We start from the raw sequence: 26,044 nt of genomic DNA, 5'->3' as shown, positions 1-26,044 counted from the left end.
ACCGATCAGGCGGCACCGTCGGCTTTGGCTATCTTGCCGCAGCACGGTCAGCGAACACGTTAGATTCCACAGGTGCTGATCGCGGCGGTGCGGGACCTGCAGTGGCGGCGCCGCCGATTTCTCATCGCGGTCGTCGGAACTTCCTTCGTGTTCGCGATGACCCTGGTGCTCACCGGCCTGGCCAACGGGTTCCGGGTGGAGGCCAGTAACACGGTCAACGCCCTCGGCATCGACTACTTCATGATCCAGAACGGGGCGGCCGGACCGTTCCTGGGCTCGTCGCCATTCGCTCAGACCGAAGTCGAACGCGCACAGAAGCTTCCGGGCGTCCAGGCGGCGGCCGCGGTCGTCTATGCGGGCACGACGGCGCTCGACAACGGCACCCCGCGGACCATGAACCTGTTCGGCGCCCCGACCACCGGGCCCGGCATGCCGGCGATGTCGCAGGGCCGCCCGCCCGCCACACCCGACGAGATCGCGGTGTCGTCGACGCTTGGTCGCCGGATCGGCGACCAGATGCACATCGCGTCGCACACGCTGCAGGTGGTGGGAATCGTCAACAACTCCACCGTGCTGGCGCAACAGCCCAACCTGTTCCTGACGACCGTGGGCGCGCAGCGCCTGGTGTACGGCGGGCAGCCTGTCATCGCGTCGGTCGGCATCCGGGGCCACCCGACCAAGGCGCTCGACGGTTACCGGTTGGTGGACCGCCGCGGTGCGATCGACGACATGATGCGGCCGCTGAAGGTCGCAGTCGATGCCATCAGCATCATGGCCGTCCTGCTCTGGGTGGTGGCCGCGACGATCATCGGCATGTTCATCTACATGTCGGCCATGGAACGCACGCGGGACTTTGCGGTGTTCAAAGCCGTTGGGGTGAAGACGAATTCGATGATGGCTGGGCTGGCGATGCAGGCCGTTTTAGTTGCCGTTTTCTCCGCGGCAATCGGGGTGCTGCTGGCGATGGTGCTCGGCCCGATGTTCCCGATGCGGGTGGACGTGCCGGCCGGGGCCTACCTGTTGTTGCCCGTCGTGGCCATCACCATCGGGCTCGTCGCCAGCCTGGCGGGCATGCGTAGAGCAGTGACAATCGATCCGGCGATGGCATTCGGGGGGCCATAGACCATGAGCGGCTTACAGATTCGCGACCTGGTGGTGGAGTACGGCAAGTCCGCGGACAAGGTCAGGCCCATCGATGATTTCGAACTCGAGCTGTCGGCCGGATCACTGGCGATCCTGTTGGGGCCCAGCGGTTGTGGCAAGACGACACTGCTCTCGTGCATGGGCGGGATCCTCAAGCCCACGTCGGGCCAGATCCTGTTCGACGGCATCGACGTCACCGCACTCGGACCCAAGGCCCTCACCGACTACCGCCGCAACACCGTCGGCATCGTGTTCCAGGCCTTCAATCTGGTGCCCAGCTTGACGGCCGCGGAGAACGTGATGGTGCCGATGCGCGCGGCGGGGATGAGCCGCGGCGCGGCCCGGCAGCGCGCCGCGGAACTGCTGGACCGCGTCGGGCTGTCACATCGGATGACGCACCGGCCGGGCGACTTGTCCGGCGGGCAGCAACAGCGGGTTGCGGTGGCCCGGGCCATCGCGCTGGATCCGCCGCTGATCCTCGCCGACGAGCCGACGGCGCATCTGGACTTCATCCAGGTCGAAGAGGTGTTGCGGCTCATCCGGGAACTGGCCGACGACCGCGTCGTGGTGGTCGCCACCCATGACAGCCGCATGCTGCCGTTGGCGGACCGCGTGGTCGAACTCGTCCCGACCGTCTCGAGCACGGAACGTGAGCCCGAGGTCTTCGAGCTCGACGCGGGTGATCTGGTGTTCGAGCAGACCACCATCGGCGATCTGATCTACGTCGTCAAGGAGGGCCGGTTCGAGATCACCCGTGAGATGCCCGATGGCGAGACGATGCTGCTGTTCACCGCCGGACCGGGCGAGTACTTCGGCGAGATCGGGCCGCTGTTCGGCATTCCGCGCACGGCGACGGTGCGTGCCGTCACGGACGGGGTCGTCGTCGGTTACACCGTCAAGGACTTCCGCGCCCGGCTCGGTCCCGACCGCATCCACGAACTCATCGAGCACCGCGCGATCCACCTGGCCGACGTCCCGCCGTCGGCCGACATCGCCTGAGAATCAGTCCAGGTCGACGCGCACCGACAGCAGGTCGGTGCCCATCACCCGGACCACGGCGCTGTTCAGCTGGGGGAGTTGCCGCAGCCGGGCAACCGGATCGTCGCCGGGTACCAGGTGGGCGGTGCCGCTGCGCCAGTCACCGTTGATGCGTACGCGCACAGCGGGATTCGCCTTGATGTTGCGGACGAAGTCGGCGTGGTCGCCGTGCTCGGACACCAGCCAGAACGCACCGTCGATCACCCGGCCGCCGATCGCGGTGTGCCGTGGTTCGCCGGACTTGCGCCCGATGGTCTCCAGCATGGTCACCGGCAACTGCCGGCCCACGGGGTTGACGAGGCGACGCTGGACAGTGTGGACCACGCGGCGTTTCACTTCGTTGAGGTTGGGCATGTGCTCATCTAACGCGAACAGGCCCAAATGTCCTACCACCGTGAGGTGAACAGGAGCATTTGAGCCCGCCCGCGTCATTCGATTGTCAGGCCGCCACCGTGGCTGTCTCCGCGGCCGGCTCCAGCGCCAGGGCGATGATGTCGGCCACGTCGGTCATGGGCCGCACATCGAGTGCGTCCAGGACCTCGGCCGGCACGTCGTCCAGATCCGGCTCGTTGCGCGACGGGATGAAAACCGTTGTCAGCCCGGCACGTTGGGCTGCCATCAGCTTCTGCTTGACCCCACCGATGGGCAGCACCCGCCCGTTCAGCGTGACCTCGCCCGTCATCCCGACGTCGGAGCGAACCTGGCGTCCGGTCGCCATGGAGACCAGCGCGGTCACCATCGTGACGCCCGCGGACGGACCGTCCTTGGGCACCGCGCCCGCGGGCACGTGGACGTGGATGCGGCGATCCAGCGCTTTCGGATCGACACCCAGCTCCGCCGCGTGCGACCGCACGTAGGACAGCGCGATCTGCGCCGACTCCTTCATCACGTCGCCCAGCTGACCGGTCAGCTGCAGACCCGGTTCGCCGTCGTTCGAGCCGGCCTCGATGTAGAGGACGTCGCCGCCCATGCCCGTGACGGCCAGGCCGGTCGCCACGCCCGGCACCGCGGTGCGCTCGGCCGACTCCGGCATGAACCGCGGACGGCCCAGGTACTCGACCAGCTCCGGTTCATCGACAGTGACCGCGTCGACCCCGGACGCCAGCCGCGTCGTCACCTTCCGCAGTGCCTTGGCCAGCAGTCGCTCGAACTGTCGCACGCCCGGCTCGCGGGTGTAGTCGGCGGCGATCTTGCGCAGCGCCGCGTCCGTCACCGTCACCTCGTCCGTGGTCAACGCCGCCCGCTCGGCCTGCCGGGGCAGCAGGTAATCCCGGGCGATGGCGACCTTGTCGTCCTCGGTGTAGCCGTCGAGCGTGATCAATTCCATACGGTCCAGCAGCGCGCTGGGGATGTTCTCGATGACGTTGGCCGTCGCCAGGAACACCACATCCGACAGGTCCAGATCCAGGTCCAGGTAGTGATCCCGGAACGTGTGGTTCTGCGCCGGGTCCAGCACCTCCAGCAGCGCCGCCGCCGGATCGCCGCGGTAGTCCGAGCCCACCTTGTCGATCTCGTCGAGCAGCACAACGGGATTCATGGAACCGGCCTCGCCGATGGCCCGCACGACGCGGCCCGGCAGTGCGCCGACGTAGGTGCGCCGGTGCCCGCGGATCTCGGCCTCGTCGCGCACACCGCCCAGGGCGACGCGGACGAACTTGCGGCCCAGCGCACGTGCCACCGACTCGCCCAACGACGTCTTGCCGACGCCGGGCGGACCGGCCAGCACCATGACGGCGCCCGAACCCCGGCCGCCGACGACGGCCATGCCGCGCTGGGCACGGCGGGCCCGCACCGCCAGGTACTCGACGATGCGGTCCTTCACGTCGTCCAGTCCGTGGTGGTCGGCATCCAGGATCGCCCGGGCGGCAGTCAGATCCGTCGAATCCTCGGTGCGCTCGTTCCACGGCAGGTCCAGCACGGTGTCCAGCCAGGTGCGGATCCAGCCCGCCTCGGGTGTCTGCTCGCTGGACCGCTCCAGCTTGCCGACTTCACGCAGCGCCGCGTCCCGCACCTGCTCGGGCAGCTCGGCCGCCTCGATGCGGGTCCGGTAGTCGGCGGGCTCCTCGGCCCCGGCGCTACCGTCCAGCTCGCCCAGCTCCTTGCGGATGGCATCCAGCTGCTGGCGCAGCAGGAATTCCTTCTGCCGCTTGTCCATTCCGGACCGGACATCCTCGGCGATCTTGTCGTTGACCTCGACTTCGGCCAGGTGCGTGCCGGTCCATTCGATGAGGTTGCGCAGCCGGACCGCTGTGTCCGCGGTCTCCAGCAGCTCGCGCTTCTGCACATCGGTCAGGTACGACGCGTAGCCGGCGGTGTCGGCCAGCGCCGATGGCTCACTGATCTGGTTGACCGCATCGATGATCTGCCAGGCTTCCCGGCGTTGCAGCACCGCCAGCAGCAGCTTCTTGTATTCGGCGCCCAGCGCACGGGTCTCGTCGGTGGCCGCGGGCTCTTCGACCTCGTCGACCTCCACCCACAGCGCGCTACCCGGTCCGGTGGTGCCGGAGCCGATGTGCGCGCGACGTTCGCCGCGGACGACGGCCGCCGCACCGCCGCCGGGCACCCGGCCGACCTGGACGATCGACGCCAGGACGCCGTGCGTGGGGTAGCGGTCGTCGAGGCGGGGTGCGATGAGCAGCTTGCCTGCCTCGCCGGTGGCGGCAGCGGCCTGGGCCGCATCCACCGCGGCACGCGCCGCCTCATCGAGCTCGATGGGCACGACCATGCCCGGCAGGACGATCGGCTCGGTGACAAACAGGACGGGAACAGCGATGGGCGCTGCTGTGGCGTCAGACATCCGTACCTCCAAAGTTGAATCTCCTGCGCTCAACCTTTGGGGTCGGTGATTTGTTCCGCGGTCTCCAGGACAGCTTCGTCCCGCTCGTCCCACCTGGTGCGGGCCCGCTTGCCGACGAGGAACGTCGCGGTCATCAGCACGCCGGTGGTTGCGAGTGACAACGCCGAGGCCAGGGCGTTGGCGACGTCCACCGACGTGGCGAAGATGACCACCAGCTGCACCCCGGTCCCGAGGATCAGGCCGACGCCCCACATCGCTGAGAGCAGAATGTGCACCCGGCGGCGATATGTGACGGCAGTCGCACTGGTGTCCTGCGGTCCGCCCTGAAGCCGTTCTCCCACGACCTGCGTGAGCGGCGTGCCGATCACGCAACTGCCGAGGAAGACCAACCCGCCGATTCCGCCGACCAGTGTGGTGCCGGCGAGCAGCAGCCGGGCGTCCGACGTGCTGAGCCCGACGGCCAGGCTGAGGCCGAAGTTCAGCATCAGATAGCCGGCGAACGGATCGAGGCGCCGGGTCCGGATCGCGTCATAGGCGACCTTGGTGCCGGCCAGCACGGTGGCGGTGAGCAGGGCGACATATTCCGAGATGCCCGCGGCGCGCAGTCCGTAGTAGGCGATCAGCGGCGGAGCGATGTCCAGGAGGATGCCGCGGATGATGGGTCTCATGGACTGTGCCTCGCTCACGGCGACGACATTATGCGGCGGTCCCGCCCTGCGCACGAGAGCGGGAGCCTGCCGTCTCGGGGGTAACGGCAGGCTCCCGTGGTTACCAGTGAAGCACCGCGACGCCACGGTTCCATGGACCGATGCCGAAGAGAGACATCGCAATTGGTTAACGATTACGACTCGGAACAGGGCTCAGGGCCGGAAGCACGCTTCGTACAGGTCCTTCATGGTGGCGGCGAGTTCGTCGACCGGGCCGTCGATGGGCACTCCGGGTGCAACTGCTGAAATCGGCAGCGCCGCAACGGGGGAGGGTGCGACGCCCCATTCGGCGAGCCAGGCGCCCAGTTGCGCCGACGACGTCGCGTAGACGATGCGGCCCAGACCCACCCAGGCATGCGCGGCAGAGCACATCGGGCAATGTTCGCCGGAGGTGTATGTCACCGCGGCGGCCCGCTGCACGGGATCGAGATTGGTTGCCGCCCAACGGGCGATGGCGAATTCGGGATGCTGCGTCTGGTCGCCGCCCGAAACCCGGTTGCGGTCCTCGAAGACCACGACACCGTCGGCGTCCACCAGTAGCGAGCCGAACGGCTGGTCGCCGTCCTCCAACGCCTCGCGGGCCAGTTCGACGCAGCGATTCAGGTGGCGCAGATCATCGGCGGTGACGGTCATGGCGCGAAGTTTACGGAGTCACAGATCGTCGATGCTGATGATCCGATCTTGAATGGCCCGCGCGACCAGCGCGGCTTTGGTGCCGGCCGGGCGGCCGGCGGCGATGTACTTGGCCCGGATGCGCTGCAGATGGGTGCGGACGGTGCTGGGTGCGAGGAACAGCTGCTGGGCGACGAGTTCCTTGCTGTCCGTTCGGAACCACGCCAGCAGCACCTCCTGCTCTCGCGGCGCCAGGACCGGGCGCAGGCAGAAGTTGCGGTCGTCGAAAGCGGCCGCCACGTTCGGGCCCACGTACGGGAACGGGGTGACGGCGGCCCGGATGGCCTTGAGCAGGTGCTCCCGGCCCTCGGTTTGGAACAGGTAGGTCCGGGCGCCCGAGTCGATGGCGGTGCGAATCACGTCGCGGTCGGTGAGATGCGAGTACACCACGACGTGGTATCCGCGATTGGTGAGGTGGCGCACGGCGGCAAGGCTGTTCGCGTCGTCCGCGGTGAGGCCCAGTACGACCACTTGGGCGTCGTCGTCGGGAACGGGGTGGCTTCGCAGAAATTCTTCGGTGTCGACGTAGTACGACGCGGTGGTGGCGCAGAGCGCGCGGTCGTCGCGGAGCCAGGCCGCGATGCCCGCGTGGACGACTTCGTACGAGTCGACGACAGTCACGCGTGAGACCTGGCATCCAGCGAACGGATCGAGCCGCATCGGTCTGAACTCCTTAACACCGGACCCACCGGCGTGCCCGCAGTGTTCCGGATCGCATTGCCCTTGTTTTCATCGATGTTTGCTGCGTATTCACCGACGGCACCTGTGTCGAGACTTTAATCCGCGGGCGCGGTGATGTACAGCATTCCGGCAGAAGGTGCGAATGTTTGGCAAATGTGGGGCGGGGCGATTTGGCAATGTGGTAGAGCGTCAGTCTAGGCAGCTGGTAGATGGCGTTTGGGCGCGGTTGTCGAGGCGGTTCCGCGAGTGCTCGCACGGCGGTGCGCGTCGTCGCTCCGCGGGTGTGGCGTGGCGGACCGTTGGTCTCGGTAAGTCGGGTTTCGGGCCTTTCAAGTGATATTTGCTGAGCTCGTATTCCTTGGTTGCTGACAGCGTCGCGATCCAGGGCGTCGATTTCCTCTCCGAGAACCGCCGCGGTCGTCTGAAATCTATTGGCGCGCAGGCAATGGGACCCCACTCTCGACAGCTCGATTAGAACGTGTTCTAGTTCAATGGTGGTCGAAGACACTTTGCAGAAGCTGAGCGCCGACGAGGTGGCGCGAATGCGGGCCGTCTACGAACCGCTGACGCAGTCGGTACGCGAGCTCATCGATGCCACGATCCGGACAGAGGTCGGTGCCGAGGCCATCGCCGCCGTGCAGGCCGAGATCAACGCCGCCACCGCCCAGCTCCGAGCCCAGCAGCTCGAGGGCTCGTTCGGCATCAGGTTCGGGGCGCAGGGCAGCGAAATGCCTTGGGGCAACGCGGTGATCGGCGTGCGTAACCCGATTGCGCCGCCGGTGGTCCTCATCCGCGCCGGCGACGGCAGCGTGTCCGCCGACTTCCACCTGGGCGCGGCATACGAGGGCCCACCCGGCCACGTCCACGGCGGAGTGTCGGCGATGATCCTCGACCATGTGCTCGGCGAGGGCGCCAGCCTCCCGGGCAGCCCGCGCCTGACCGGCACGCTCACCATGCGCTACCGGCGCATGACGCGGCTCGGCGACCTGCACACCGAGGCGCGCATCGTGCGGACCGAAGGCATCAAGACGTACGCCGTCGGCCACATCGCCGATGCCGAGGGCATCACGGTGGAGGCCGAGGGCGTGTTCATCACACCGCGCTGGGCGCGGGACTGACCGGGAGATTCGATGGAGAAGGTCATGGTCACGCTGCGGCGTGACACGGCGGACGACGCCTGGTGCGAGCGTCTGCGCACCGAGGTCGCCGACGAGCTGCTGGCGCTGGGTGTGCCCGGGTTGGCGGTCAACGTCAAAGATGGCGCGGTCCGGGACTCGCTGATGTTGCTGACCACGCTCGACCCGCCGGTGGTCGCGGTGATCAGTGTGTGGACGCAGCAGTACTACGGCACTCAGATGACCGCCGCGCTGGACCGCTTGCGTGCCGAATGCACCGATCTGGCCGCGTATCTGGTCACCGAATCGGTCCCGATGGCCGGTCCGGCCAGTGTTCTCGGTGCGCGCACCACGGGCCTCGCGAACGTCGCGCTGCTGCGCCGTCCCGACGGGATGGCTGAGCGAGAGTGGTTCCGCCGCTGGCACATCGACCACACCCAGGTGGCGATCGACACCCAGTCCACCTTCGGCTATACGCAGAACGCGGTGGTCCGTTCGCTGACGCCCGACGCCCCACAGCTCGGCGCCATCGTCGAGGAGCTGTTCCCCATCGAGGCGACCGCGAGCCTGCACGCCTTCTTCGGCGCCGCCGACGACGCCGACCTGGCCGACCGTGCGGGCAAGATGGCCGCCAGCACGTCCGCCTTCGGCGCCAACGTCGACGTGGACACCGTGCCCACCAGCCGCTACATCATGCGAAACCCGTTTGGAGACAACCTGTGACCGATCCCGCCGCGCTCGTCCAGGTCGACGACACCAACCGGGTCCGGACCCTCACCTTGAACCGGCCCGACGCTCTCAACGCGTTCAGCGAAGCGCTGTACGACGCGACGACGACCGCCCTCAAAGACGCCGCGGCTGATCCGGACGTCTCGGTCGTCCTGCTCACCGGCTCCGGCCGCGCTTTCAGTGCCGGTAACGACCTGGTCGAGATGCAGGAGATGGTCACCAACCCCGAATATCAGATGGGGGAGTACGGCTTCCCTGGCCTCATCGAGACACTGACGGCATTTCCGAAGCCGCTGATCTGTGCGGTGAACGGCGTTGGCCTGGGTATCGGCACCACCATCCTCGGCTACGCGGATCTGGCGTTCATGTCGACCACCGCGCGGCTCAAATGCCCGTTCACCAGCCTGGGTGTGGCTTCGGAGGCGGCGTCGTCCTACCTGCTGCCGCGGTTGCTGGGCCGGCAGAATGCCGCCTGGCTGCTGCTGTCGTCGGAATGGGTGAGCGCCGAAGAAGCGCTGCGCATGGGTCTGGTGTGGCGGGTATGCGAGCCCGACGACCTGCTGCCGGAAGCGCGTCGGCACGCGGAAATCATTGCCTCGCGGCCGCTTTCGAGCCTGATGGCCGTCAAGCACGCGATGGTCGAACCCACCCGAGAGGCGACCGTCGCGGCAACGCAGCGCGAGTCCGGCCAGTTCGCTGAGCTGCTCGGCGGGGCTGCCAATGCCGATGCGCTGAGCGCGTTCGTGGGGCGCAAGGGCTAGCTGTTTCGGGTAATCCGTTCAGGATCGGGACGCGCCGGTCTCGGCGCGGCGCCGGTTGGCGCGAATCTCGTTGTGGTGGGCGGCGGCCCAGCCGATCAGCTGCTTGACGATGTCGTTGAGGCCATGGCCCAGCGGGGCGAGGGTGTACTCCACGCGGGGTGGAACTTCCGCGTAGGCGGTGCGGGTGATCAGTCCATCCTGCCGGAGTTGACGCAGGGTGTGAGTGAGCATGCGTTGGGAGATGCCGGGAATCTGTCCTTGCAGCTCGGTGTAGCGCAGCGCGCCGTCTTGTAGAACGGCGACGATCAACATGCTCCACTTGTCACCGACTCGGTCGAGTACTTGACGGATGAATTCCATCTGCTCGGCCGGGATGCTCGCGCAGGGACCGGCCGCGGCCGCCATTGCTACTGCCGCCCCATCCTGCATGGCGCCCATCCCTTTCCGTCACGCACATCGCTGTGCCTTTTGTACCCCTCCCGATTCTGACGCAACATGTTGTTACGAACAAATGGTAAGAATTGGAGTTGCTTCAACATGTCGTACCTGCCGCATATCGATTCCTCGTCGTCGCCTGACCCCGCTGAGGCGAATCCCGTGACCAATCTGCTCGTTCTCGGCGGCAGCGGCCGCACCGGAATCCACGTACTCGCCCAGGCCGCCGAACGCGGCCACCGTGTCCGCGCCCTGGTGCGCAACCCCGATACTGTCCAAGCCCCGCCCACCGTGGAACTCGTCCAGGGCACGTCCACGAACATCGACGACCTGCGCAGAGCTGCTCAGGACACACAAGCCGTCATCAGCGTCCTCGGCAACGCCAGGGCGTCCGACAACCCATGGGCCAAGCCCACCAGCCCGCCGACGTTCATGACCGACGCCGCCCGCAACACGCTCGCGGTGATGGGCGAACAAGGTATCCGGCGGATCGTGCTGGCCTCCACGCAAGGCGCCGGCGACGACTGGAACCGGCTCAACCCGGTGGTCAAGGCGGTCATCAAGCTGTCCAACCTCAAGGTCGGCTTCGCCGACCACGACGCTCTCGACCACCTCGTGCGCGCCTCGGGCACGGATTGGACATTGGCCCGCGCCGTCGCACTCAGCGACAAGCCGGCCCTCGGCCCCCTAAGGGCGGAGACCGGCAACGTCAAGCCGGGCCCCCGCGTCAACCGCGCCGAGCTGGCCGGATTCCTCCTCGATGCCGTCGAACAAGGCAGCTGGATCCGGCAGGCGCCCTTGATATGGAACGCCCGAGGCTAACCCGCCCTGTGCACCGGACAGTCGGTGCGGGCCGATTCGATGATGGCCCGCACGGTGCGGCGGCAGCGGCCGCAGTCCAGGCCTGCGCCACATTTCTCGGCGATCTGCTTCGACGTGGTCGCGCCACCGGCAACGAGTTCGGTGACGACCTGGCTGGTCACCCCGGTACACAGGCAGACGAACATCAGCCGGCCGCCTCGTCGGTCGGTTCGTCGGCCGGTTCGATCGAGGTGATGTGCGCGAGCGTGCCCACGAAAACCGTTGGGTAGACGCCGAATCCGGCGGCCGACATCCATTCGGCGGCGGCATCGGGGTGATCGATCCAGCGACGTGCGGCGGCTTCGGTCTCGATTTGTTGCAGGATCAGGACCTCGTGGCCGTCGTCCAAGGCGCGGTACACCCACACCTTGCACACGCCGGCATCCCGGAAACGGTCGGCCGCGTCGTGCACCTTGTCCATGAGGGCGGGCACGTCCTCGACCGCGGTCACGACGCCGACGACGACGGACGCGACGGCATGTTGTCCGGGCGGAGGTTCGGCGAGTTCGATCTTCTCGACCACTTCGCCGGCGAAGATCGCGGGGATGTCGTCCACGCCGGAGGCGTCGAAGAATTCGAATATCGCCGGCGAACGCAGAACTTCGCGGACCGAATTCGCATTGTGGATACCGACAGTGGCCAGCACGCGGCCCGGTTCCCACAATGAGGAATACACGACGACGTGATGGGCGGAGAGCTCCGTGAGAATTGATCGGTGCGATTTCAGCCGCTCCCACATCGATTCCACATCGTCGACGCGATAGTCAGCGGCAAGAATGAGCGAGTGCAACGGGTGCTCGCTCATCGGGTCCTGCCGTTCTGGGTCGCTCGGGACCGCGGACGGGTGCCGCGGTGGTTAGTGCAGTCTAACCTTACTTAGGGCAGCCAGTCCATAGCTGCTGGCCAGCGATGACGTCGCGGATCCCGAACTTCGGGATCTGGGGTCGAACCGGGCCGGGAAACACCGGCCGAACCGGTCGCTCACCGGGGATCGCTCGACTACGTTTGGTGAAGGCACGTTGTTGTTCCGCGCCAGTGACACTTGACCCAGCCCGATGGTGTTTAAAGGAGCCGAAATGCAAGGCGACCCCGAAATCCTCAAACTGCTCAACGAGCAATTGACCAGTGAGCTCACCGCGATTAACCAATACTTCCTGCATTCGAAAATGCAGGACAATTGGGGCTTCACGGAATTGGCCAAGCACACCCGTGAAGAGTCGTTCGAGGAAATGCGCCACGCGGAGACCCTGACTGATCGCATTCTGTTACTGGACGGTTTGCCCAATTACCAGCGGCTGTTCTCGCTGCGTGTCGGCCAGACCCTTCGCGAGCAGTTCGAGGCGGACCTCGCCATCGAGTACGAGGTGGTCACCCGGCTGAAGCCGGGCATCATCATGTGCCGCGAGAAGGGCGACGCCACGAGTGCCAACATCTTCGAGGCCATCCTCGCCGATGAGGAAGGCCACATCGACTACCTGGAAACGCAGCTGGAGTTGATGGACAAGCTGGGCGAGCAGCTCTACGCGGCACAGTGCGTGTCGCGCCCGCCGTCGTAGGCGGTCCCGATCGGACACGGCCTCGCCCCTCGGGGCGGGGCCGTTGTCGTACCGGGTGGAATTCTCCGCCGAAAAAACTAGAACTTGTTCCAGTTTTGGCGTAGCGTGCGAAAAGTGAGCCGAATCGGAGATTTCACCGACGAAGACGTAACCGCCTGGGTGGTCAAGTCACCCGACATCGGCACGGCCATGGCGGGTTTCACCAACGCCGTCTACACCAAGGGGCGCTTGCCGCTCCGGGTTCGTGAACTGGCCCGCGTGGTGATCGCCCTCGACAACGAGTGCGTGGTGTGTCAGAACACCCGTGATTCGGCGGCTGAGGCGGAAGGCGTCGACGAAGACCTGTACAACCACGCCGGCGTGTGGCAGACCTGGCCCGGCTACTCCGACCAGGAGCGCATCGCTGCCGAGTTCGCCCAGCGCTTCGCCTCCGACCACACCGGGCTGCGCGACGACGAGGACTTCTGGGCCCGTGCCGCAGAGCATTTCAGTGATGAGCTGATGACCGACCTGGCGCTGTCCTGCGCGATGTGGCTCGGGATGGGGCGGATGCTGCGCACGCTCGACATCGGTCAGGCCTGCAAGATCACGCTCTGAGGGCGAATCAGACCAGACCCGTCGCGTCGAAGATCCACGACATGTCAGCGGTCGCGAAATTCTCCAGCCACGACGGTGGGGCGAAGTTCGAGAGCGCACTCATGTCCCAGTAGTCCTTCCACAGCGTCACCTTGCCGTTCTCGACCCGGTGCACCGTGACGAACTTGAGTACCGCCGATTCGCCGGTCTCCCAATGCCATTCCTCGTGGTGCTCATACATCGCGTCGGCGCCGTTGGTCAGCAACAGGCCGTCGAAGTTCTCATATGAGGCCAACGGCTCCAGTCCGATCTTCAGGCGTTTGACGATGTCCTCGGGCCCCCGCGCCGCGGCGGCCGGGCCGACCGGCATGTCCAGGTAGATGCAATCGTCGGACACGAAGTCCTTCAACCGCTCCCAATCCCGCGCCGACAACGCCTTCCACAATCCGTGGATCGTATCCTCAACCGACACTGGCGAACTCACCTTCCTTGGCGACGGGCAGAGCGGGGGTCTGGCGCGCGAACCGCAGGAAACGGCCGGTGCGGGTGGTGCCGACCAGCTCGGTCGGCACACCGTCGCGGACGACCTGTTGCCCGCCGACGAACACCGCCGCGACGGTGGCGTCGTTGCGGTTGACCATGCGGGACAGCCCGCCGTACTGCTCGACGGGGTCTTCGGCGTAGGCGTCGAGCGAATCGTCCAGGCGCTCCGGGTCGATGACGACCAGGTCGGCCCGGTCTCCGACGCGCAGATGTCCGGCGTCCAGGCGATACCAGTCGGCGAGCTCACCCGTCAGCCGGTGCACGGCCTGCTCGACGGTCAGGAAGGGCGTGCCGGCGCGCTCGGCGTCGCGCACGTGACGCAGCAGGCGCAGGCCCATGTTGTAGAACGCCATGTTCCGCAGGTGGGCGCCGGCATCGGAGAAGCCGAGCTGGATACCGGGATCGCGGGCGAGCTTCTTCAGTACCTCCGGTCGATGATTGGAAATCGTTGTGCGCCAGCGGATATCGCGGCCATATTCGAGCACCAGGTCCAGGAAGGCATCCACCGGATGCAGCCCGCGGTCGACGCCCACCTGGCCGAAGGTCTTGCCGATGAGGGCTTCGTCGGGACAGCCGACGATCTCGGCGTCGAAGAAGTCGCGGTGCCACACCCGGATGCCGAACTTGTTCTCGTAGTCCTTGCGGAACTGGCGGCGATACTCGTCGTCGCGCATCAGGTCGTTGCGCTCGACCTCGTCGCGCAGGTGCAGGGCCGCTGCGCCCGAACCGAATTCCTCGAACACCACCAGGTCGATGCCGTCGGCGTACACCTCGAACGGCACCGGCAGGTGCTGCCACCGGAAGTTGCCGCCGAGCTTGTTCACCAGGCGGGCCACCGGCCCCATGATGGTGATGGCGTACGGGTTGGCCTTGATGTCGGCCGCCGACAGCAGGCTGGTCTTGAGGTTCTCGCGGAACAGGCCCAGCGACTGGGCCAGCTGCGACACCAGGTTCAGCGGGTTCTCCAGGTCCGGGCCCGACTGCAGGATGCGGCCGGAGCGACGCAGCTGCGTCTTGAGCCGGCGCAACTCCCGTGCCTTGGCGTAGGTGGACGGCAGGGTGCGGGACCGGCAGGTGTCGCCGTCGATCTTGTCGAAAAGCAGCTGCTGCGAGGACAATCCGACGAATCCGGCCTGCAGCGCGGCCGCCAGCATCTGCTCCATCTCGGCCTGCTCGCCACGGGTGGGGCGGACGTCCTTGCGGGTTGCGCGGTCCAGGCCCATGACTGCGGTGCGCATATCGGAGTGGCCGATGAACGCGGCCACGTTCGGCCCGAGCGGCCGGTCCTCGAGTGCGCTGACGTATCCCTCCGCGGTGTCCCAGGTCTTGTTCCCGTCGACGGCGGCGATGACGTGGTCGCGCGGGATGGCCTCCACCCGGCCGAACAGGTCGCCGGCGTCTTCTCCGCCGACGTGCACCGTCGAGAGCGAGCAGGAGCCGAGCATCACGGTGGTGACGCCGTGGCGGAGCGACTCGGCCAAGCCGGGACCGGCCAGTACCTCGACGTCGTAGTGCGTGTGGATGTCCAGCAGGCCGGGCGTCACCCATTTGCCGGTGGCATCGATGACGTTCGAGCATCCGGTGTCGTCCAGGTCCTCGCCGATCGCGACGACGTGCCCGTCGCGGATTCCGATGTCCCGGACCGCGGAAGGCGCGCCGGTTCCGTCGAACCAGCGGCCGCCCTGGATGATCGTGTCGAACGTTGTTGCAGAGGTCACCTAACTATAGAAGCGTGCCGGTCAGGCCTATGTCAATGAAAAAGTGAACACTTTCTTGAAATTGTCTACTCGTCCTGGGGAAACCTTGGGGCAGCGCTCAGGATCGGGGCGGATACTGGCTCAGGTGACCCCCTTGCAGCGGTACATCGCCGAGGAAATCGCCACCGATCACGTCGACGGATTGCTGTCCCGCCGCGAAGCTCTGCGCCGTCTCGCTCTGTTGGGGATGGGCACCGCGGCCGCGACCACATTGATCGCCGCGTGCGGCGAGAGCCGCGGACCGACGGCGTCCGGTACACCCGCGTCATCGAGCAACGCCTCGATCGCGCCCGGGCCACCGCCGGGTATGGAGAACGCCGTCCAGCCCGCGCCGATCACCTGGGCCGACGGCGCGCTGCAGGGGTCGTGGGCGCCGGCCGCCCAGCCCCGCGGCGCGGTGCTGGTGATCCACGAGAACAAGGGTCTGAATGACTGGGTGCGGTCGGTCGTCGGCCGTTTCGGCGGCATCGGATACTCGGCACTGGGCATCGACCTGTTGTCGGCACAGGGCGGCACCGCGGCCTTCACCGACCCCGCCGAAGCCACCGCCGCGTTGGGCAAGATTCCGCCCGACCGGTTCATCGCGGATCTGCGCTCCGGGCTCGACGAACTGCAGCGCCGGGCGCCGGGCATGAAACTCGCGGTGCTCGGCTTCTGCTTCGGCGGCGGGCTCGCCTGGCAACTGCTGGCCGCCGGTGAACCGAGGCTGGCAGCAGCCCTGCCGTTCTACGGGCCGCTGCCGGACCCACACAACTTCAGCGGCTCGAAACAAGCTGCGGTACTGGCCTTTTACGGTGCCAAGGACCAACGGGTGACGGCCGGCAAGGACGCGGCGGCGGCCGCACTGGAGCAGGCCGGCATGGTCCATCAGATCGTGGTCGAACCCGACGCCGATCACGCCTTCTTCAACGACTCGGGTCCCCGGTACAACGCCGCGGCAGCCGCCGACGCCTGGGAGCAGACGCAGTCCTGGATGGCGAGGTACCTGGCATGACGACTACACGCGTATCGGCAGTGGTCGTGGCGCTGACACTGGTCATCACGGGCGGCGCCGGGTGTTCGGCGCCGGGGCCGAACAGCACCCCGACGACCAGTGCGGTACCGGTGACCGGCCCGGTGCAGGGCCCGGCGATCACCATCACCGCGCTGAACTTCGGCGACCCGCTCACCGTGCCGCCCGGCGCGAAGATCACCGTCGTGAACAGCGACGACGTCGCGCACACCGTGACGTCAAAGGTCAAGGGCCAGTTCGACGTCAAAGTCGGCGGCAACACGCAGGCGACGTTCACCGCACCCGCGACCCCGGGCCGCTACCCGTACTACTGCGTGTACCACCCGGGAATGGTCGGCGTGCTGATCGTCCAGTAGCCCGTCAGCGTGGTGGCGTCCAGCTGACCGGCAAGCGCTTGATGCCGTGGATGAACTGCGACCACAGCCGGTCGGGCTCGTCGGTGGCCCTCAGGTCCGGTACCCGGCGGTGGATCTCCTCGAACGCCACGGCGATCTCGCGGCGCGCCAGATTCGCGCCCAGGCAGAAGTGTGCGCCACCGCCCCCGAAGCCCAAGTGCGGATTGGGATTCCGGTGCACGTCGAACAGCCAGGGCCGGTCGAATTTCGCCTCGTCCCGGTTTGCCGAGCCGTACCACAACGTAACCTTCTGCCCGGCTTGCATTTTCACTCCACTGAGCTCGAAATCCTGGGTCAGGGTCCGGCGCATGTAGACGACGGGGGAGGCCCAGCGGATGATCTCCTCGACGGCGGTCGGCGCCACCGCGTCGTAGTCGGCCCACCACTGGTCCCGCTGCTCGGGGAACCGGCTGAGCGTCAGCACCCCGTGGCTGATCGCATTACGCGTGGTCTCGTTGCCCGCGACCACCAGCAGGATGAAGAACGATGCCACCTCGCTCGACGTCAGTCGTTCACCGTCGACCTCGGCCTGCACGAGGGCGGTGGTCAGGTCGTCGTGCGGGTTGACGCGGCGATCGTCGGCCAACGCGGTCGCATAGGCGCCGATGTCCATGGCGCACCGGAAGAATTCCTCGTAATCGGTGGTCAGGTCGGGATCGCCGAAGCCGAGAATGATGTTGGTCCAATGGAAGATCCGCTCGTGATCCTGCTCCGGGATGCCCATCATGTCGCAGATGATCTGCAGCGGCAGGGGGCCGGCCAGGTCGGCCACGATGTCGCCGTGGCCGTCCGGGTGGCGTTCGATCATGGACTCGACCAGGCTGCGGGCCCGGTTGCGCACGGAGGCTTCTGTCCGCGCCACAACTTTCGGCGTGAACGCGCTGCGCACGATGTTGCGCAGGCGCGTGTGCCGCGGGTCGTCCATGACGATCATCGAGCCGAAATACTCCGCCAGTTCGGGGGTTTGCTCGGGGATCGTGATGCCCTCGGCGGAGCTGAAGATGTGTGGGTGGCGGCTGGCGAAGAACACGTCGTCATAGCGCGTCAGCGCCCAGTGCCCGGGGCCGGGTTCGAACCCTTCCTGGCCCAGTTCGGCGTGGAAGGAGATGGGTGCCTCGCGCCGCAGCGTGGCGAACGCGCCGTCCCGGATCTCGTCGTTCCGGCCCCAGAACCGGACCGAACTGAGGTCCACGTCGGAGAGTGCGAGGTCTGCCGGCGGTGCGCCGTTGTCGAGTAACGCGATGGCCATCTTCGGAGCGTAAGGCGCGGTCGGGCGCTACCGCGGCGGAATCGGCTGCGAAAATTCGGCAGAACGTGATAGTTCCTTGTGGTGCGCAACCCACATGCAGGACAACCGTTTACGGCCTCCGACGAGGAAATCGCCCGTGCTCTGATGGACGTCAGCATCCCCACGCTGATGCTGTCGTTGGTGCACATGTCGGGCGATCCCGAGCTGATCCGCGGCGCTCTGCGCCCTGCCGGACTGTTCCTCAACGAGGTCCAGGGCTACATGTCCGAGGACGACAAGGCGGCGGTGCGCACCCTGGCCCTGACGGTCATCGCGGACTACCGCGACCGCGGCTGTCCGGAGCCCGAGCCGATCAGCGCGGAGCTGCTGAAGGAGATGATGGAGTGGCTCGTCTGCGAGCCGGTGCCCGACGAATATGTGCCGATGGTGCTGGAGGAGATGGAGCTCGACGGGAACGATCTCCGGGGCGGCGCTTCCGGCCGTGACGCGGAATCGGCGGCTGATTTTCCGGTGCTCGTCATCGGGTGCGGCGAATCGGGCTTGCTGGCCGGTATCCGCCTGAAAGAAGCCGGGATTCCGTTCACCATCATCGAACGCGGCGCCGGTGTCGGCGGCACCTGGTGGCACAACAGCTATCCCGGCGCTCGCGTCGACGTGGGAAATCACTTCTACTGCTACAGCTTTGAGCCCAGCGATCACTGGACGCAGTTCTTTGCCGAACAACCCGAACTGCAGGCCTATTTCGAACGCATCCTGGACAAGTACGGCATCCGGCCCCACGTCCGCTTCGACACCGAGGTCACCGGCGCCACGTGGGACGAGGGCACCGCGACATGGCAGGTGAGCGTCCTCGGCGCCGACGGGACGGCCGAGACGGTGTCGGCGCACGCGGTGATCAGCGCGGTGGGGCAACTGAATCGGCCTTACCTACCGCCGATCTCGGGACGCGACGATTTCGAGGGTCCGTCGTTCCACTCGGCACTCTGGGATCACGATGTCGATCTCACCGGAAAGCATGTCGCGATGGTCGGCGCCGGTGCCAGCGGCTTTCAGATCGCGCCGTCTATCTCCGGTGAAGTCGCCTCGCTCAACATCTTTCAGCGAACCGCGCAATGGATGTTCCCCAACCCCAACTACCACGCCATGGTCGGCGACGGTGTCAAATGGGCACTGAAGCATCTGCCGTTCTACGGCCGCTGGTACCGCTTCCTGCTGTTCTGGCCGGGTTGCGACAAAGGCCTGGCGGCGGCTCGCGTCGACCCGGACTATCCCGATCAGCAACGTGCGGTGAGCGAGATCAACGACGTCACGCGAATCATGTTCACGGAATGGATCAAAGGGCAGATCGGGGACAACCCGGACCTGCTGGCGAAGGTCATCCCGGACTACCCGGCGACCGGCAAACGGACACTGCAGGACAACGGCAGCTGGCTCCGGACGCTCACGCAGGATCACGTCGAACTCATCCGGACGCCCATCGCACGCATCGAACATGACGCGGTCGTGACGGCCGACGAGCGACGCCATCCCGCCGATGTGATCGTGTACGCCACCGGATTTCACGCCGGGAAGGTGCTGTGGCCGATGACCGTGGTCGGCCGTGACGGACGGGTGCTCGCGGAACAGTGGGGTGAACGGCCGACGGCGTATCTCGGCATCACGATCCCGGGATTCCCGAACTTCTTCTGCATGTACGGGCCCGGCACCAATCTCGCCAGCGGCGGCAGCCTGATCTTCCATTCGGAATGCCAGATGCGTTACATCTCAGCATGTTTGGACCTGCTGCTGGCCGGCTGCGGCCGGTGGATGGAACCGCGTCCGGAGAAGCTCGACGACTGGGTGCGGCGCAGCCAGGCCGAGATGCGCACGATGGTGTGGTCGCAGCCGTCGATCCGGCATTCGTTCTACAAGAACGCCGACGGCGACATTTACACCCTCAGCCCATGGCGCCTCGTGGACTACTGGAGCTGGACGCGCGCTGCCGACCCGGAGGACTACACCTTCGGGTGAACGGCCGGCGCGGTCAGTTGTCGACGGTCTCGTCGTCCGGCAGGTCGTGCCGGACGACCCGTACCCGCCCGTGGGGCAGGCACGCGGCGTAGCCGTGGCGCTTGCCGTAGAGCTCCCACGAGGTGTGGTCCTCGTCGGTGGGTACGTCGATCCGGTGTCCGTCCGCGAACGCCAGGTGCAGGCTGCCGTTGGTGTCGTCCCATTCGGCGTGTGTGCACTTCTGGCCGGCGAAATCGAACAACGGCCGTTCCTGTTTGCGTACGTCGGCCGGGTTGATCGCGACAACTTCCTGCGGGTCGGTCTCGGTGGCCGGCAGGGTAAGTGCCAGGGGCGCCGAGATCACGAGCTCGTTGTAGTCCTCCATGTCCAGCACCAGTCCGTCGCGGAAGGAGATCCGCTGCACTGCGCATCCTTTTATCCACTGTTCGGTCATAACCCACTGTGTTACGACCGCGGCCGCTGCGCAACATTGCGTCACGAGGCGCCGAGAAGTGTGCGAGCTACCGGTTGACGAGCGGGAATGCCGGCGCGCAGCCCGATTCGATGGAGTGCGCCCAGGCGTCCTGTTCGGCAGAGGCCCTCAGGTGCCGGGGGCGTGCGGTCCAGCCGCAGGTGCAGGTCGCGTACGAGCAGCCGAGGCCGCGAACGTGGACGCCCACCTCGCCCTGGAACACCACGGTGGGCGGGGTGAGTGGCGGTGCCGTCATGATGCTGACCTCCTGGCCGGTCTTCTCCATAATTCTCGCGCCGCCCCATCACAGGATCCAGCAGCGACAGGTCACAACTAGGCCACTGGATTACCGCAACCGCCTGCGTTCAAACTTCGCGGTGCGCGGGCGGGCCACGCCACGGCCGCGATCAAGATGGCAAATGCTGATAACGGTTTGAACACAGGGCCGTGGGATGCTGGCAAATCATCGCAGGTCGGTGGCTTGCGGACGGGTGCACTGTGGCCCAGGTAACGGGTAAAGTCACCGGTCAAAGGTGGCTTGTCTCACCACGAATCCGGATTGTTTCCGCCCGCTGAAGCGCGCGTCGCCAGGATCGTGGGATGCCGCGATGCGGTTCTGAAGGGGTTGTTTGCGTGGACGCGGTGCTCGGTTTGGCCATGACTCCGTCGTCCATCGGCCTGGTCCTGGTCGAGGGCAATGACGTCGACGGATTCACCATGGACCACGACGCCGTGGAGATCATGAACTCCGAAGACGCCACCGCTGCCGTGCTGCGCAGCGAGGCCCTCGCGGCGACGCGCGGGCTGCGGCTCAAGTCGATCGGACTGACGTGGAGCGACGACGCCGGCGCCGAGGCCTCGATCCTGATGCAGTCGCTGTCGGAGTCCGGATTCGACAACGTGGTGCCGGTGCGCTTCCCGGAGGCGAACGAGGCCGTGGCCCGCGGCATCGCCGACGCGTTGGGCTGCGGGACCACCGCGGTGTGCACCATCGAGCCCGAATTCGCGATCACCATGATCGTGCATGCGGCCAGCGGCGCCGTCCTCACGGCCATGAATCACTCCATCGGCTCCCGGTCGGGGCTGACCAGCTGGCTCAGTGCCGTCTTCGCCCGCGCGGACTGGCAGCCGGAGGCGCTGGTCGTCATCGGCTCCGCCGGCAATTTCGAGAGCATTCTGCCGGGGCTGCAGGAGGCGCTCGCGGTGCCGGTTTTCACGCCGGAGGAAGCCGACCTGGCCCTGGCCCGCGGCGCGGCGCTGGTGTCCGTGCGGTCTGGCGACTCCGACCTGTCCGAGCCGTACTACTTCGGCGATGTGCCGCGCCCCGACGAATGGGCCGGCCAGGACTTCGGTTGGGACCCGGCCTTCGACGCTTTCGAGGCCGCCGAGACGTTCGAGCGCACCGCGGCGGTGGCACCGGTCGGACGGCACCGGTCGGGTGGTTCGCCTCGATGGCAGCAGGTGTCGAGCTCGCCCGCGCTGCCTCTGGCGATGCTGGCCGTCGGGTCGACGGCGTTCGTGGCGTCCGTGTCGATGGCCGTCACGCTGCAGTTCCTGCCTTCGCGCGGCACGGCACCGACATCCGTCCCCAAGAGCCCGCGCCCCGCGGCCGCCGAGCAGGCGGTAGCGCCGGCCGAGCCTGCGACAGTGCACGTGGCGCCCGCCGCCGAGCCGTCGGCAGAGGTGTCTGCACCGGTCGAGGCCACACTGCCCGACGCACCGATCGTCGAACCTCAGGCGGCTCCCGTCGTCGAACCGGAACCGGCAGCGCATCCTGACGGCCTGCCTGCCGCCGACGTGCCGCCCGCCGCCACGGACATCCCGCCGGTGGAGATGCCGGCGAATGCGGTCGTCGTCCCCGCACCGGCCGAGCCCCTCGCTCCGGCGGTTCCGGCGCCTGCCGATGTCGCGCCGCCGGCGGAGCCCGCCGCGCCGCCGCAGTAAACCCTGAGGTCGTTCCGCACTCGCCGGGTCGGTGGCGTGCGGCTGACCGTAGTAACGCCCGACGCCGAACTACGATATGTAGTGAACGTATCTCGGACCGGAGGATGGACCCCTTGCCCAAAACTGTGCGTTATGCGCTGGCCGTCGCCGCATCTGCGGTGATGATGCTGAGCGGCTCCGTGGGTGCTGCTGTCGCGGCGTTGCCCGAGCCCCTTCCGGTCGCCGCGATCACACCGAGCGGCGGACCCGCCGTCGGTGTCGGAATGCCCGTCACGGTGACGTTCAGCCGGCCGATCGCAGACCGGGGACGCGCCGAGCGGACCATCGAGTTCTCGTCGCCGAAGATGACGAAGGCCCCCGCCGGCACGTTCGCGTGGCTCGCGGACAACAAGATGCAGTTCACGCCGAGCACGTACTGGCCCGCGCATTCGTCCATCATGGTGTCGGTCGGCGGGGTCAAGCAGTCGTTCGAGACCGCCACGGCCACCCTCGGCGTCGCGAGTATCAGTGGGCACACCTTCACGGTGAGCATCGACGGCCAGGTCGTGAAGACCATGCCGGCGTCCATGGGCAAGCCCAAGCATCCGACGCCCGTGGGCTCGTTCACGGCGATGGGCAAGGAGAATCCCGTCGTCATGGATTCCCGGACCATCGGCATCCCGCTCAACGACCCCGAGGGTTACAAGTTGACGGTGTACTACGCGGTGCGGGTCACCTCAGGTGGGGTCTACGTGCACGCGGCACCGTGGTCTGTTGCGCAACAGGGCAATTCGAACGTCAGCCACGGCTGCATCAACCTCAGCACCGACAACGCGCAGTGGTACTACAACCAGGTGAACATCGGCGACCCGATCGTCATCAACTCGTAGCACTCGTTCGGAGGGCCTGCGCCGTCGTCTCGTCGGCGGGCAGGAAGGCTTCGATGCTCAGTTCCACGGCAGTCAGATCCAGCGCCGTGCCGAATGTGGTGACGGTGCTGAGGAAAGTCAGTACCTGGCCGTCCGGCCCGTCGATCTCCAACGGCACCGCGACGCCTCCGAGATCGGACGATGCGACGTCTCCGCCGGGGTAGTCCTCGATCTCGGTCAGCAGGTCGTGGAGTTCGGCTGACGCACTACTGGCCACCTCGCGCCGCAGCCGCCCGATCACGTGGTGCCGCCACTGCCCGAGATTGCGGATCCGGGGCGCAAGTCCATCCGGGTGCAGCGAAATGCGAAGGGCATTCGGCGATTCCAGCAACGGGGGAGCCACGTTCTGGAGCAGCACCGCGATGCCGGCATTGGCGGCGACGATGTGCCACAGATGGTCGACGGCCAGGCATGGGAACGGCTCGTACGCGGCGAGGACGCGGTTGATCCCGGTGCGCACCGCGCTCATCTCCGGATCGTCGAGTGACCGCTCGGCGTACACGGGCGCGTGGCCCGCGGCCAGCAGCAGCCGGTTCTGTTCCCGCGCAGGAACATCCAGCACGCTGCCGAGCTTGAGCACCATGGCCCGGCTCGGCGTCGAACGACCGGTCTCGATGAAGCTGAGGTGACGCGCGGACACGTCGGCCTCGATCGCCAGGTCGAGTTGGCTGATGCGCCGCCGCTGGCGCCACTGCCGCATCAGCGTCCCGAAGGGTTGCGGCGAGTGTGGCGGGGCGGCAGCGGTGACGGTCACGACACAAGTGTCGCCGCTGCCCGTCCCGGTGGCGACTACCTGCCAGGTAATTGCGGCAATTACCTGGCAGGGACAGGCTCGAATCGTCCGGCAACGCACCAGGAGGCGATCGAGATGCGCACCACCCACCCCGCCACCGACCCGTCGGCGCAGGCACCGCCCGTTTGGCTGCGGGCGGTGATGGCGGCCGACCGCACCGGCTCGGCCTGGTACGTCGGTACCGGTTTCTTCTTCGCGCCGGCACTCATGGCGGTCTCGCCGTGGCTGGCGCTCACCACGGTGCTGTGGGTGATCATCGCGCTCACCGGGCTGTGGCTGGGCCTGCTCGGCGTCGCGATGGCGACCGGGTTGGCGATGGTTTTGCGCTCGGGCCGGGAGCTGTCCGACGACTACTGGCAGTCGCTGCTCGACTACCCGGACCGGCCGAAGGTCACTGCGCGGCAGCTGATTTCGCGTTGACGCCCGTGTAGTCGACCTGCCAGTGCTTGATGCCGTTCAGCCAGCCGGACCGCAGTCGTTCCGGTTCGCTGAGCGGGCGCAGGTCCGGAATGTGGTCAGCGATCGCGTTGAACATCAGGTCGATGGTCATCCGGGCCAGGTTCGCCCCGATGCAGTAGTGGGCTCCGGTTCCGCCGAAGCCGACGTGTGGATTCGGGTCGCGCATGATGTTGAACGCGTAGGGGTCGTCGAACACCTCTTCGTCGAAGTTGGCCGACCGGTAGAACATCACCACCCGCTGGCCCTTCTTGATCGGCACTCCGCCGAGTTCGGTGTCCTGTGTCGCGGTGCGCTGGAATGAGGTGACCGGGGTTGCCCAGCGGACGATTTCGTCGGCCGCTGTCGCCGGACGCTCCCGCTTGAACAGTTCCCACTGGTCCGGGTGCTCGGCGAAGGCCATCATGCCCTGGGTGATGGTGTTGCGGGTGGTCTCGTTGCCCGCGACCGCCAGCAGGATGACGAAGAAACCGAATTCGTCGTCGGAGAGCTTGTGACCCTCGACGTCGGCCTGGACCAGGCGGGTCACCAGGTCATCGCGCGGGTTGGCGCCGCGGTCGGCGGCCATCGCCATGCCGTACATGATGAGTTCGACGGAGGCGGTGATGGCGTCGTTGCCCGCGAATTCCGGATCCATGTCGCCGACCATCTGATTGGACCAGTGGAACAACTTCTTGCGGTCCTCCTGCGGCACACCCATCAGCCCGGCGATCGCCTGCAGCGGCAGCTCGCACGACACCTGCTCGACGAAATCCCCATAGCCCTTGGCGGCGGCCTCTTCCGCGATCTGCTGTGCGCGCTTGCCCAACTCGTCCCGCAGCAGCTCGATGGCGCGCGGGGTGAACATCCGCGAGATAATCTTGCGCAGGTGGGTGTGGTGCGGCGCGTCCATGTTGAGCAGCACGAACTTGCCCCGCTCGATCTGTTCGGTGACGGTGCCGTCCTGATACCGGGGGATCGCCGTCTTCTCCTGGCTGGAGAACACGTCGCTGCGCCGGGACACCTCTTTGACGTCCTGGTGCCGCGTCACCACCCAGTAGCCGCCGTCGTCGAAGCCGCCCTTGCCCATGGGCTGTTCGTTCCACCAGATCGGCGCGACCTGCCGCAGTTCGGCCAGCTCCGCGACCGGCAGCCGCTGGGCGTAGATGTCGGGGTCGGTGAAGTCGAATCCGGCGGGGATATTGGGTGCCGACATGTGGCGCTCCTCACTCTGCAACGTGTTTCAATTTAGTACCGCGTGCCGGACTGGGCCGCAAGGTTATGCCGATAATTCGGCTCAGATTCTGGGTGAATGCCGGTGCCCGCCGATTTACGCAGGACTATTCGTCGTAGCAAATCCGCCCGGGGGCGCGCGGGGGGTGCGGCGGTCGCGATCGCGGATTCGTACGGCCGCACCAGATTGATCCGGCAAATTCCCAGCCATACCGCAGTTACCTGTAGCACCATTGGTTACTG

At 66.8% G+C, this 26,044-nt stretch carries 29 protein-coding genes; 14 read left to right on the top strand and 15 right to left on the bottom strand.

Annotated features, from left to right (window positions below; genetic code table 11):
• The first annotated feature begins 72 nt into the window (after positions 1 to 72).
• Together ACWW1C_RS14825 and ACWW1C_RS14820 are read left to right on the top strand one after the other, a co-directional pair.
• Positions 73 to 1,122: an ABC transporter permease gene (locus tag ACWW1C_RS14825; protein WP_455979091.1), complete on the top strand. Its 1,050-nt coding sequence runs from the start codon at positions 73 to 75 to the stop codon at positions 1,120 to 1,122.
• 3 nt (positions 1,123 to 1,125) lie between these two features.
• Positions 1,126 to 2,142, top strand: a complete 1,017-nt coding sequence (locus ACWW1C_RS14820) for an ABC transporter ATP-binding protein (RefSeq protein WP_455979090.1) — start codon at positions 1,126 to 1,128, stop codon at positions 2,140 to 2,142.
• A 3-nt stretch (positions 2,143 to 2,145) separates the two neighbouring features.
• On the opposite strand, the gene ACWW1C_RS14815 is transcribed toward ACWW1C_RS14820, so the two are convergent.
• The 5 genes from ACWW1C_RS14815 to ACWW1C_RS14795 all read right to left on the bottom strand — a co-directional run bounded on the left by ACWW1C_RS14815 (position 2,146) and on the right by ACWW1C_RS14795 (position 6,978).
• Complete coding sequence (locus ACWW1C_RS14815; protein WP_455979089.1) at positions 2,146 to 2,535, bottom strand: nitroreductase family deazaflavin-dependent oxidoreductase; 390 nt, start codon at positions 2,533 to 2,535, stop codon at positions 2,146 to 2,148.
• Positions 2,536 to 2,620: 85 nt separating this feature from the next.
• Positions 2,621 to 4,978, bottom strand: a complete 2,358-nt coding sequence (lon, locus tag ACWW1C_RS14810; protein ID WP_455979088.1) for an endopeptidase La — start codon at positions 4,976 to 4,978, stop codon at positions 2,621 to 2,623.
• 29 nt (positions 4,979 to 5,007) lie between these two features.
• Entirely contained in the window at positions 5,008 to 5,664 is a 657-nt protein-coding gene (locus tag ACWW1C_RS14805) for a VC0807 family protein (protein WP_455979087.1), read from the bottom strand.
• A gap of 174 nt (positions 5,665 to 5,838) precedes the next feature.
• The gene (locus ACWW1C_RS14800) at positions 5,839 to 6,318 is read right to left on the bottom strand and encodes a nucleoside deaminase (RefSeq protein WP_455979086.1); all 480 of its coding nucleotides are present in this window, start codon (positions 6,316 to 6,318) and stop codon (positions 5,839 to 5,841) included.
• A gap of 18 nt (positions 6,319 to 6,336) precedes the next feature.
• Positions 6,337 to 6,978: a LuxR C-terminal-related transcriptional regulator gene (locus ACWW1C_RS14795; RefSeq protein WP_455979085.1), complete on the bottom strand. Its 642-nt coding sequence runs from the start codon at positions 6,976 to 6,978 to the stop codon at positions 6,337 to 6,339.
• A gap of 551 nt (positions 6,979 to 7,529) precedes the next feature.
• On the opposite strand from ACWW1C_RS14795, the gene ACWW1C_RS14790 reads away from it, so the two are divergent.
• From ACWW1C_RS14790 to ACWW1C_RS14780, 3 genes are read left to right on the top strand one after another with little or no spacing between them, the layout of a single operon-like run.
• A complete protein-coding gene (locus ACWW1C_RS14790) occupies positions 7,530 to 8,156 on the top strand; it encodes a PaaI family thioesterase (RefSeq protein ID WP_455979084.1) in 627 nt (208 codons plus the stop codon).
• A 12-nt stretch (positions 8,157 to 8,168) separates the two neighbouring features.
• Positions 8,169 to 8,876: an EthD domain-containing protein gene (locus tag ACWW1C_RS14785; protein WP_455979083.1), complete on the top strand. Its 708-nt coding sequence runs from the start codon at positions 8,169 to 8,171 to the stop codon at positions 8,874 to 8,876.
• Positions 8,873 to 9,643: an enoyl-CoA hydratase/isomerase family protein gene (locus ACWW1C_RS14780; protein WP_455979082.1), complete on the top strand. Its 771-nt coding sequence runs from the start codon at positions 8,873 to 8,875 to the stop codon at positions 9,641 to 9,643. Before ACWW1C_RS14785 ends, ACWW1C_RS14780 begins: the two co-directional genes overlap by 4 nt.
• Positions 9,644 to 9,661: 18 nt before the next feature.
• Here the strand turns inward: ACWW1C_RS14780 and ACWW1C_RS14775 are convergent, their stop codons facing one another.
• Complete coding sequence (locus tag ACWW1C_RS14775) at positions 9,662 to 10,072, bottom strand: winged helix-turn-helix transcriptional regulator (protein WP_455979081.1); 411 nt, start codon at positions 10,070 to 10,072, stop codon at positions 9,662 to 9,664.
• Positions 10,073 to 10,240: 168 nt separating this feature from the next.
• On the opposite strand from ACWW1C_RS14775, the gene ACWW1C_RS14770 reads away from it, so the two are divergent.
• Positions 10,241 to 10,900: an NAD(P)-dependent oxidoreductase gene (locus ACWW1C_RS14770; protein WP_455979080.1), complete on the top strand. Its 660-nt coding sequence runs from the start codon at positions 10,241 to 10,243 to the stop codon at positions 10,898 to 10,900.
• Here ACWW1C_RS14770 and ACWW1C_RS14765 read toward each other — a convergent pair.
• Positions 10,897 to 11,085, bottom strand: a complete 189-nt coding sequence (locus tag ACWW1C_RS14765) for a (2Fe-2S)-binding protein (protein WP_455979079.1) — start codon at positions 11,083 to 11,085, stop codon at positions 10,897 to 10,899. The two genes, ACWW1C_RS14770 and ACWW1C_RS14765, sit on opposite strands and share 4 nt — an antisense overlap.
• A complete protein-coding gene (locus ACWW1C_RS14760) occupies positions 11,085 to 11,744 on the bottom strand; it encodes a fatty-acid--CoA ligase (protein WP_455979078.1) in 660 nt (219 codons plus the stop codon). The genes ACWW1C_RS14765 and ACWW1C_RS14760 overlap by 1 nt, the downstream gene beginning before the upstream one ends.
• Before the next feature lie 271 nt (positions 11,745 to 12,015).
• Between ACWW1C_RS14760 and bfr the strand changes: the two genes are divergently transcribed.
• Together bfr and ACWW1C_RS14750 are read left to right on the top strand one after the other, a co-directional pair.
• A complete protein-coding gene (gene bfr / locus ACWW1C_RS14755) occupies positions 12,016 to 12,495 on the top strand; it encodes a bacterioferritin (protein ID WP_020100210.1) in 480 nt (159 codons plus the stop codon).
• A gap of 114 nt (positions 12,496 to 12,609) precedes the next feature.
• A complete protein-coding gene (locus ACWW1C_RS14750; protein ID WP_455979077.1) occupies positions 12,610 to 13,092 on the top strand; it encodes a carboxymuconolactone decarboxylase family protein in 483 nt (160 codons plus the stop codon).
• A gap of 7 nt (positions 13,093 to 13,099) precedes the next feature.
• Here the strand turns inward: ACWW1C_RS14750 and ACWW1C_RS14745 are convergent, their stop codons facing one another.
• Both ACWW1C_RS14745 and ACWW1C_RS14740 read right to left on the bottom strand, forming a co-directional pair.
• Entirely contained in the window at positions 13,100 to 13,543 is a 444-nt protein-coding gene (locus tag ACWW1C_RS14745; protein WP_455979076.1) for a nuclear transport factor 2 family protein, read from the bottom strand.
• Entirely contained in the window at positions 13,533 to 15,332 is a 1,800-nt protein-coding gene (locus ACWW1C_RS14740) for an N-acyl-D-amino-acid deacylase family protein (RefSeq protein WP_455979075.1), read from the bottom strand. The genes ACWW1C_RS14745 and ACWW1C_RS14740 overlap by 11 nt, the downstream gene beginning before the upstream one ends.
• A gap of 124 nt (positions 15,333 to 15,456) precedes the next feature.
• Here ACWW1C_RS14740 and ACWW1C_RS14735 point away from each other — a divergent pair, with 124 nt between their 5' ends.
• Both ACWW1C_RS14735 and ACWW1C_RS14730 read left to right on the top strand, forming a co-directional pair.
• Positions 15,457 to 16,365 carry a dienelactone hydrolase family protein gene (locus tag ACWW1C_RS14735; RefSeq protein WP_455979074.1) on the top strand — a complete coding sequence of 303 codons (909 nt, stop codon included), beginning with the start codon at positions 15,457 to 15,459 and terminating at the stop codon, positions 16,363 to 16,365.
• A complete protein-coding gene (locus ACWW1C_RS14730) occupies positions 16,362 to 16,739 on the top strand; it encodes a cupredoxin domain-containing protein (protein ID WP_455979073.1) in 378 nt (125 codons plus the stop codon). The genes ACWW1C_RS14735 and ACWW1C_RS14730 overlap by 4 nt, the downstream gene beginning before the upstream one ends.
• A gap of 4 nt (positions 16,740 to 16,743) precedes the next feature.
• Here the strand turns inward: ACWW1C_RS14730 and ACWW1C_RS14725 are convergent, their stop codons facing one another.
• Positions 16,744 to 18,027 (bottom strand): cytochrome P450, encoded by a 1,284-nt coding sequence (locus ACWW1C_RS14725; protein WP_455979072.1) that lies wholly within the window; start codon positions 18,025 to 18,027, stop codon positions 16,744 to 16,746.
• A gap of 81 nt (positions 18,028 to 18,108) precedes the next feature.
• Here ACWW1C_RS14725 and ACWW1C_RS14720 point away from each other — a divergent pair, with 81 nt between their 5' ends.
• Positions 18,109 to 20,037, top strand: coding sequence for a flavin-containing monooxygenase (locus tag ACWW1C_RS14720; RefSeq protein WP_455984111.1), 1,929 nt, complete (start codon positions 18,109 to 18,111; stop codon positions 20,035 to 20,037).
• A gap of 13 nt (positions 20,038 to 20,050) precedes the next feature.
• On the opposite strand, the gene ACWW1C_RS14715 is transcribed toward ACWW1C_RS14720, so the two are convergent.
• Both ACWW1C_RS14715 and ACWW1C_RS14710 read right to left on the bottom strand, forming a co-directional pair.
• Complete coding sequence (locus ACWW1C_RS14715) at positions 20,051 to 20,470, bottom strand: DUF6188 family protein (RefSeq protein ID WP_455984110.1); 420 nt, start codon at positions 20,468 to 20,470, stop codon at positions 20,051 to 20,053.
• Between the two features lie 67 nt (positions 20,471 to 20,537).
• Positions 20,538 to 20,744: a hypothetical protein gene (locus tag ACWW1C_RS14710; protein WP_455984109.1), complete on the bottom strand. Its 207-nt coding sequence runs from the start codon at positions 20,742 to 20,744 to the stop codon at positions 20,538 to 20,540.
• A 401-nt stretch (positions 20,745 to 21,145) separates the two neighbouring features.
• On the opposite strand from ACWW1C_RS14710, the gene ACWW1C_RS14705 reads away from it, so the two are divergent.
• Both ACWW1C_RS14705 and ACWW1C_RS14700 read left to right on the top strand, forming a co-directional pair.
• Complete coding sequence (locus ACWW1C_RS14705) at positions 21,146 to 22,432, top strand: DUF7159 family protein (RefSeq protein ID WP_455984108.1); 1,287 nt, start codon at positions 21,146 to 21,148, stop codon at positions 22,430 to 22,432.
• A 104-nt stretch (positions 22,433 to 22,536) separates the two neighbouring features.
• Positions 22,537 to 23,301 (top strand): L,D-transpeptidase, encoded by a 765-nt coding sequence (locus ACWW1C_RS14700; protein WP_455984107.1) that lies wholly within the window; start codon positions 22,537 to 22,539, stop codon positions 23,299 to 23,301.
• Here the strand turns inward: ACWW1C_RS14700 and ACWW1C_RS14695 are convergent.
• Positions 23,291 to 24,040, bottom strand: a complete 750-nt coding sequence (locus ACWW1C_RS14695; RefSeq protein ID WP_455984288.1) for a helix-turn-helix domain-containing protein — start codon at positions 24,038 to 24,040, stop codon at positions 23,291 to 23,293. The genes ACWW1C_RS14700 and ACWW1C_RS14695 overlap by 11 nt on opposite strands.
• Before the next feature lie 168 nt (positions 24,041 to 24,208).
• On the opposite strand from ACWW1C_RS14695, the gene ACWW1C_RS14690 reads away from it, so the two are divergent.
• A complete protein-coding gene (locus ACWW1C_RS14690) occupies positions 24,209 to 24,553 on the top strand; it encodes a hypothetical protein (protein WP_455984106.1) in 345 nt (114 codons plus the stop codon).
• On the opposite strand, the gene ACWW1C_RS14685 is transcribed toward ACWW1C_RS14690, so the two are convergent.
• Positions 24,525 to 25,784: a cytochrome P450 gene (locus ACWW1C_RS14685; protein ID WP_455984105.1), complete on the bottom strand. Its 1,260-nt coding sequence runs from the start codon at positions 25,782 to 25,784 to the stop codon at positions 24,525 to 24,527. The genes ACWW1C_RS14690 and ACWW1C_RS14685 overlap by 29 nt on opposite strands.
• Between the last annotated feature and the right edge of the window lie 260 nt (positions 25,785 to 26,044).

Source organism: Mycobacterium sp. HM-7 (assembly GCF_053852335.1).
Note: the sequence above shows the minus strand (reverse complement) of the source record. Positions and strands in the feature narration are given on the sequence as shown.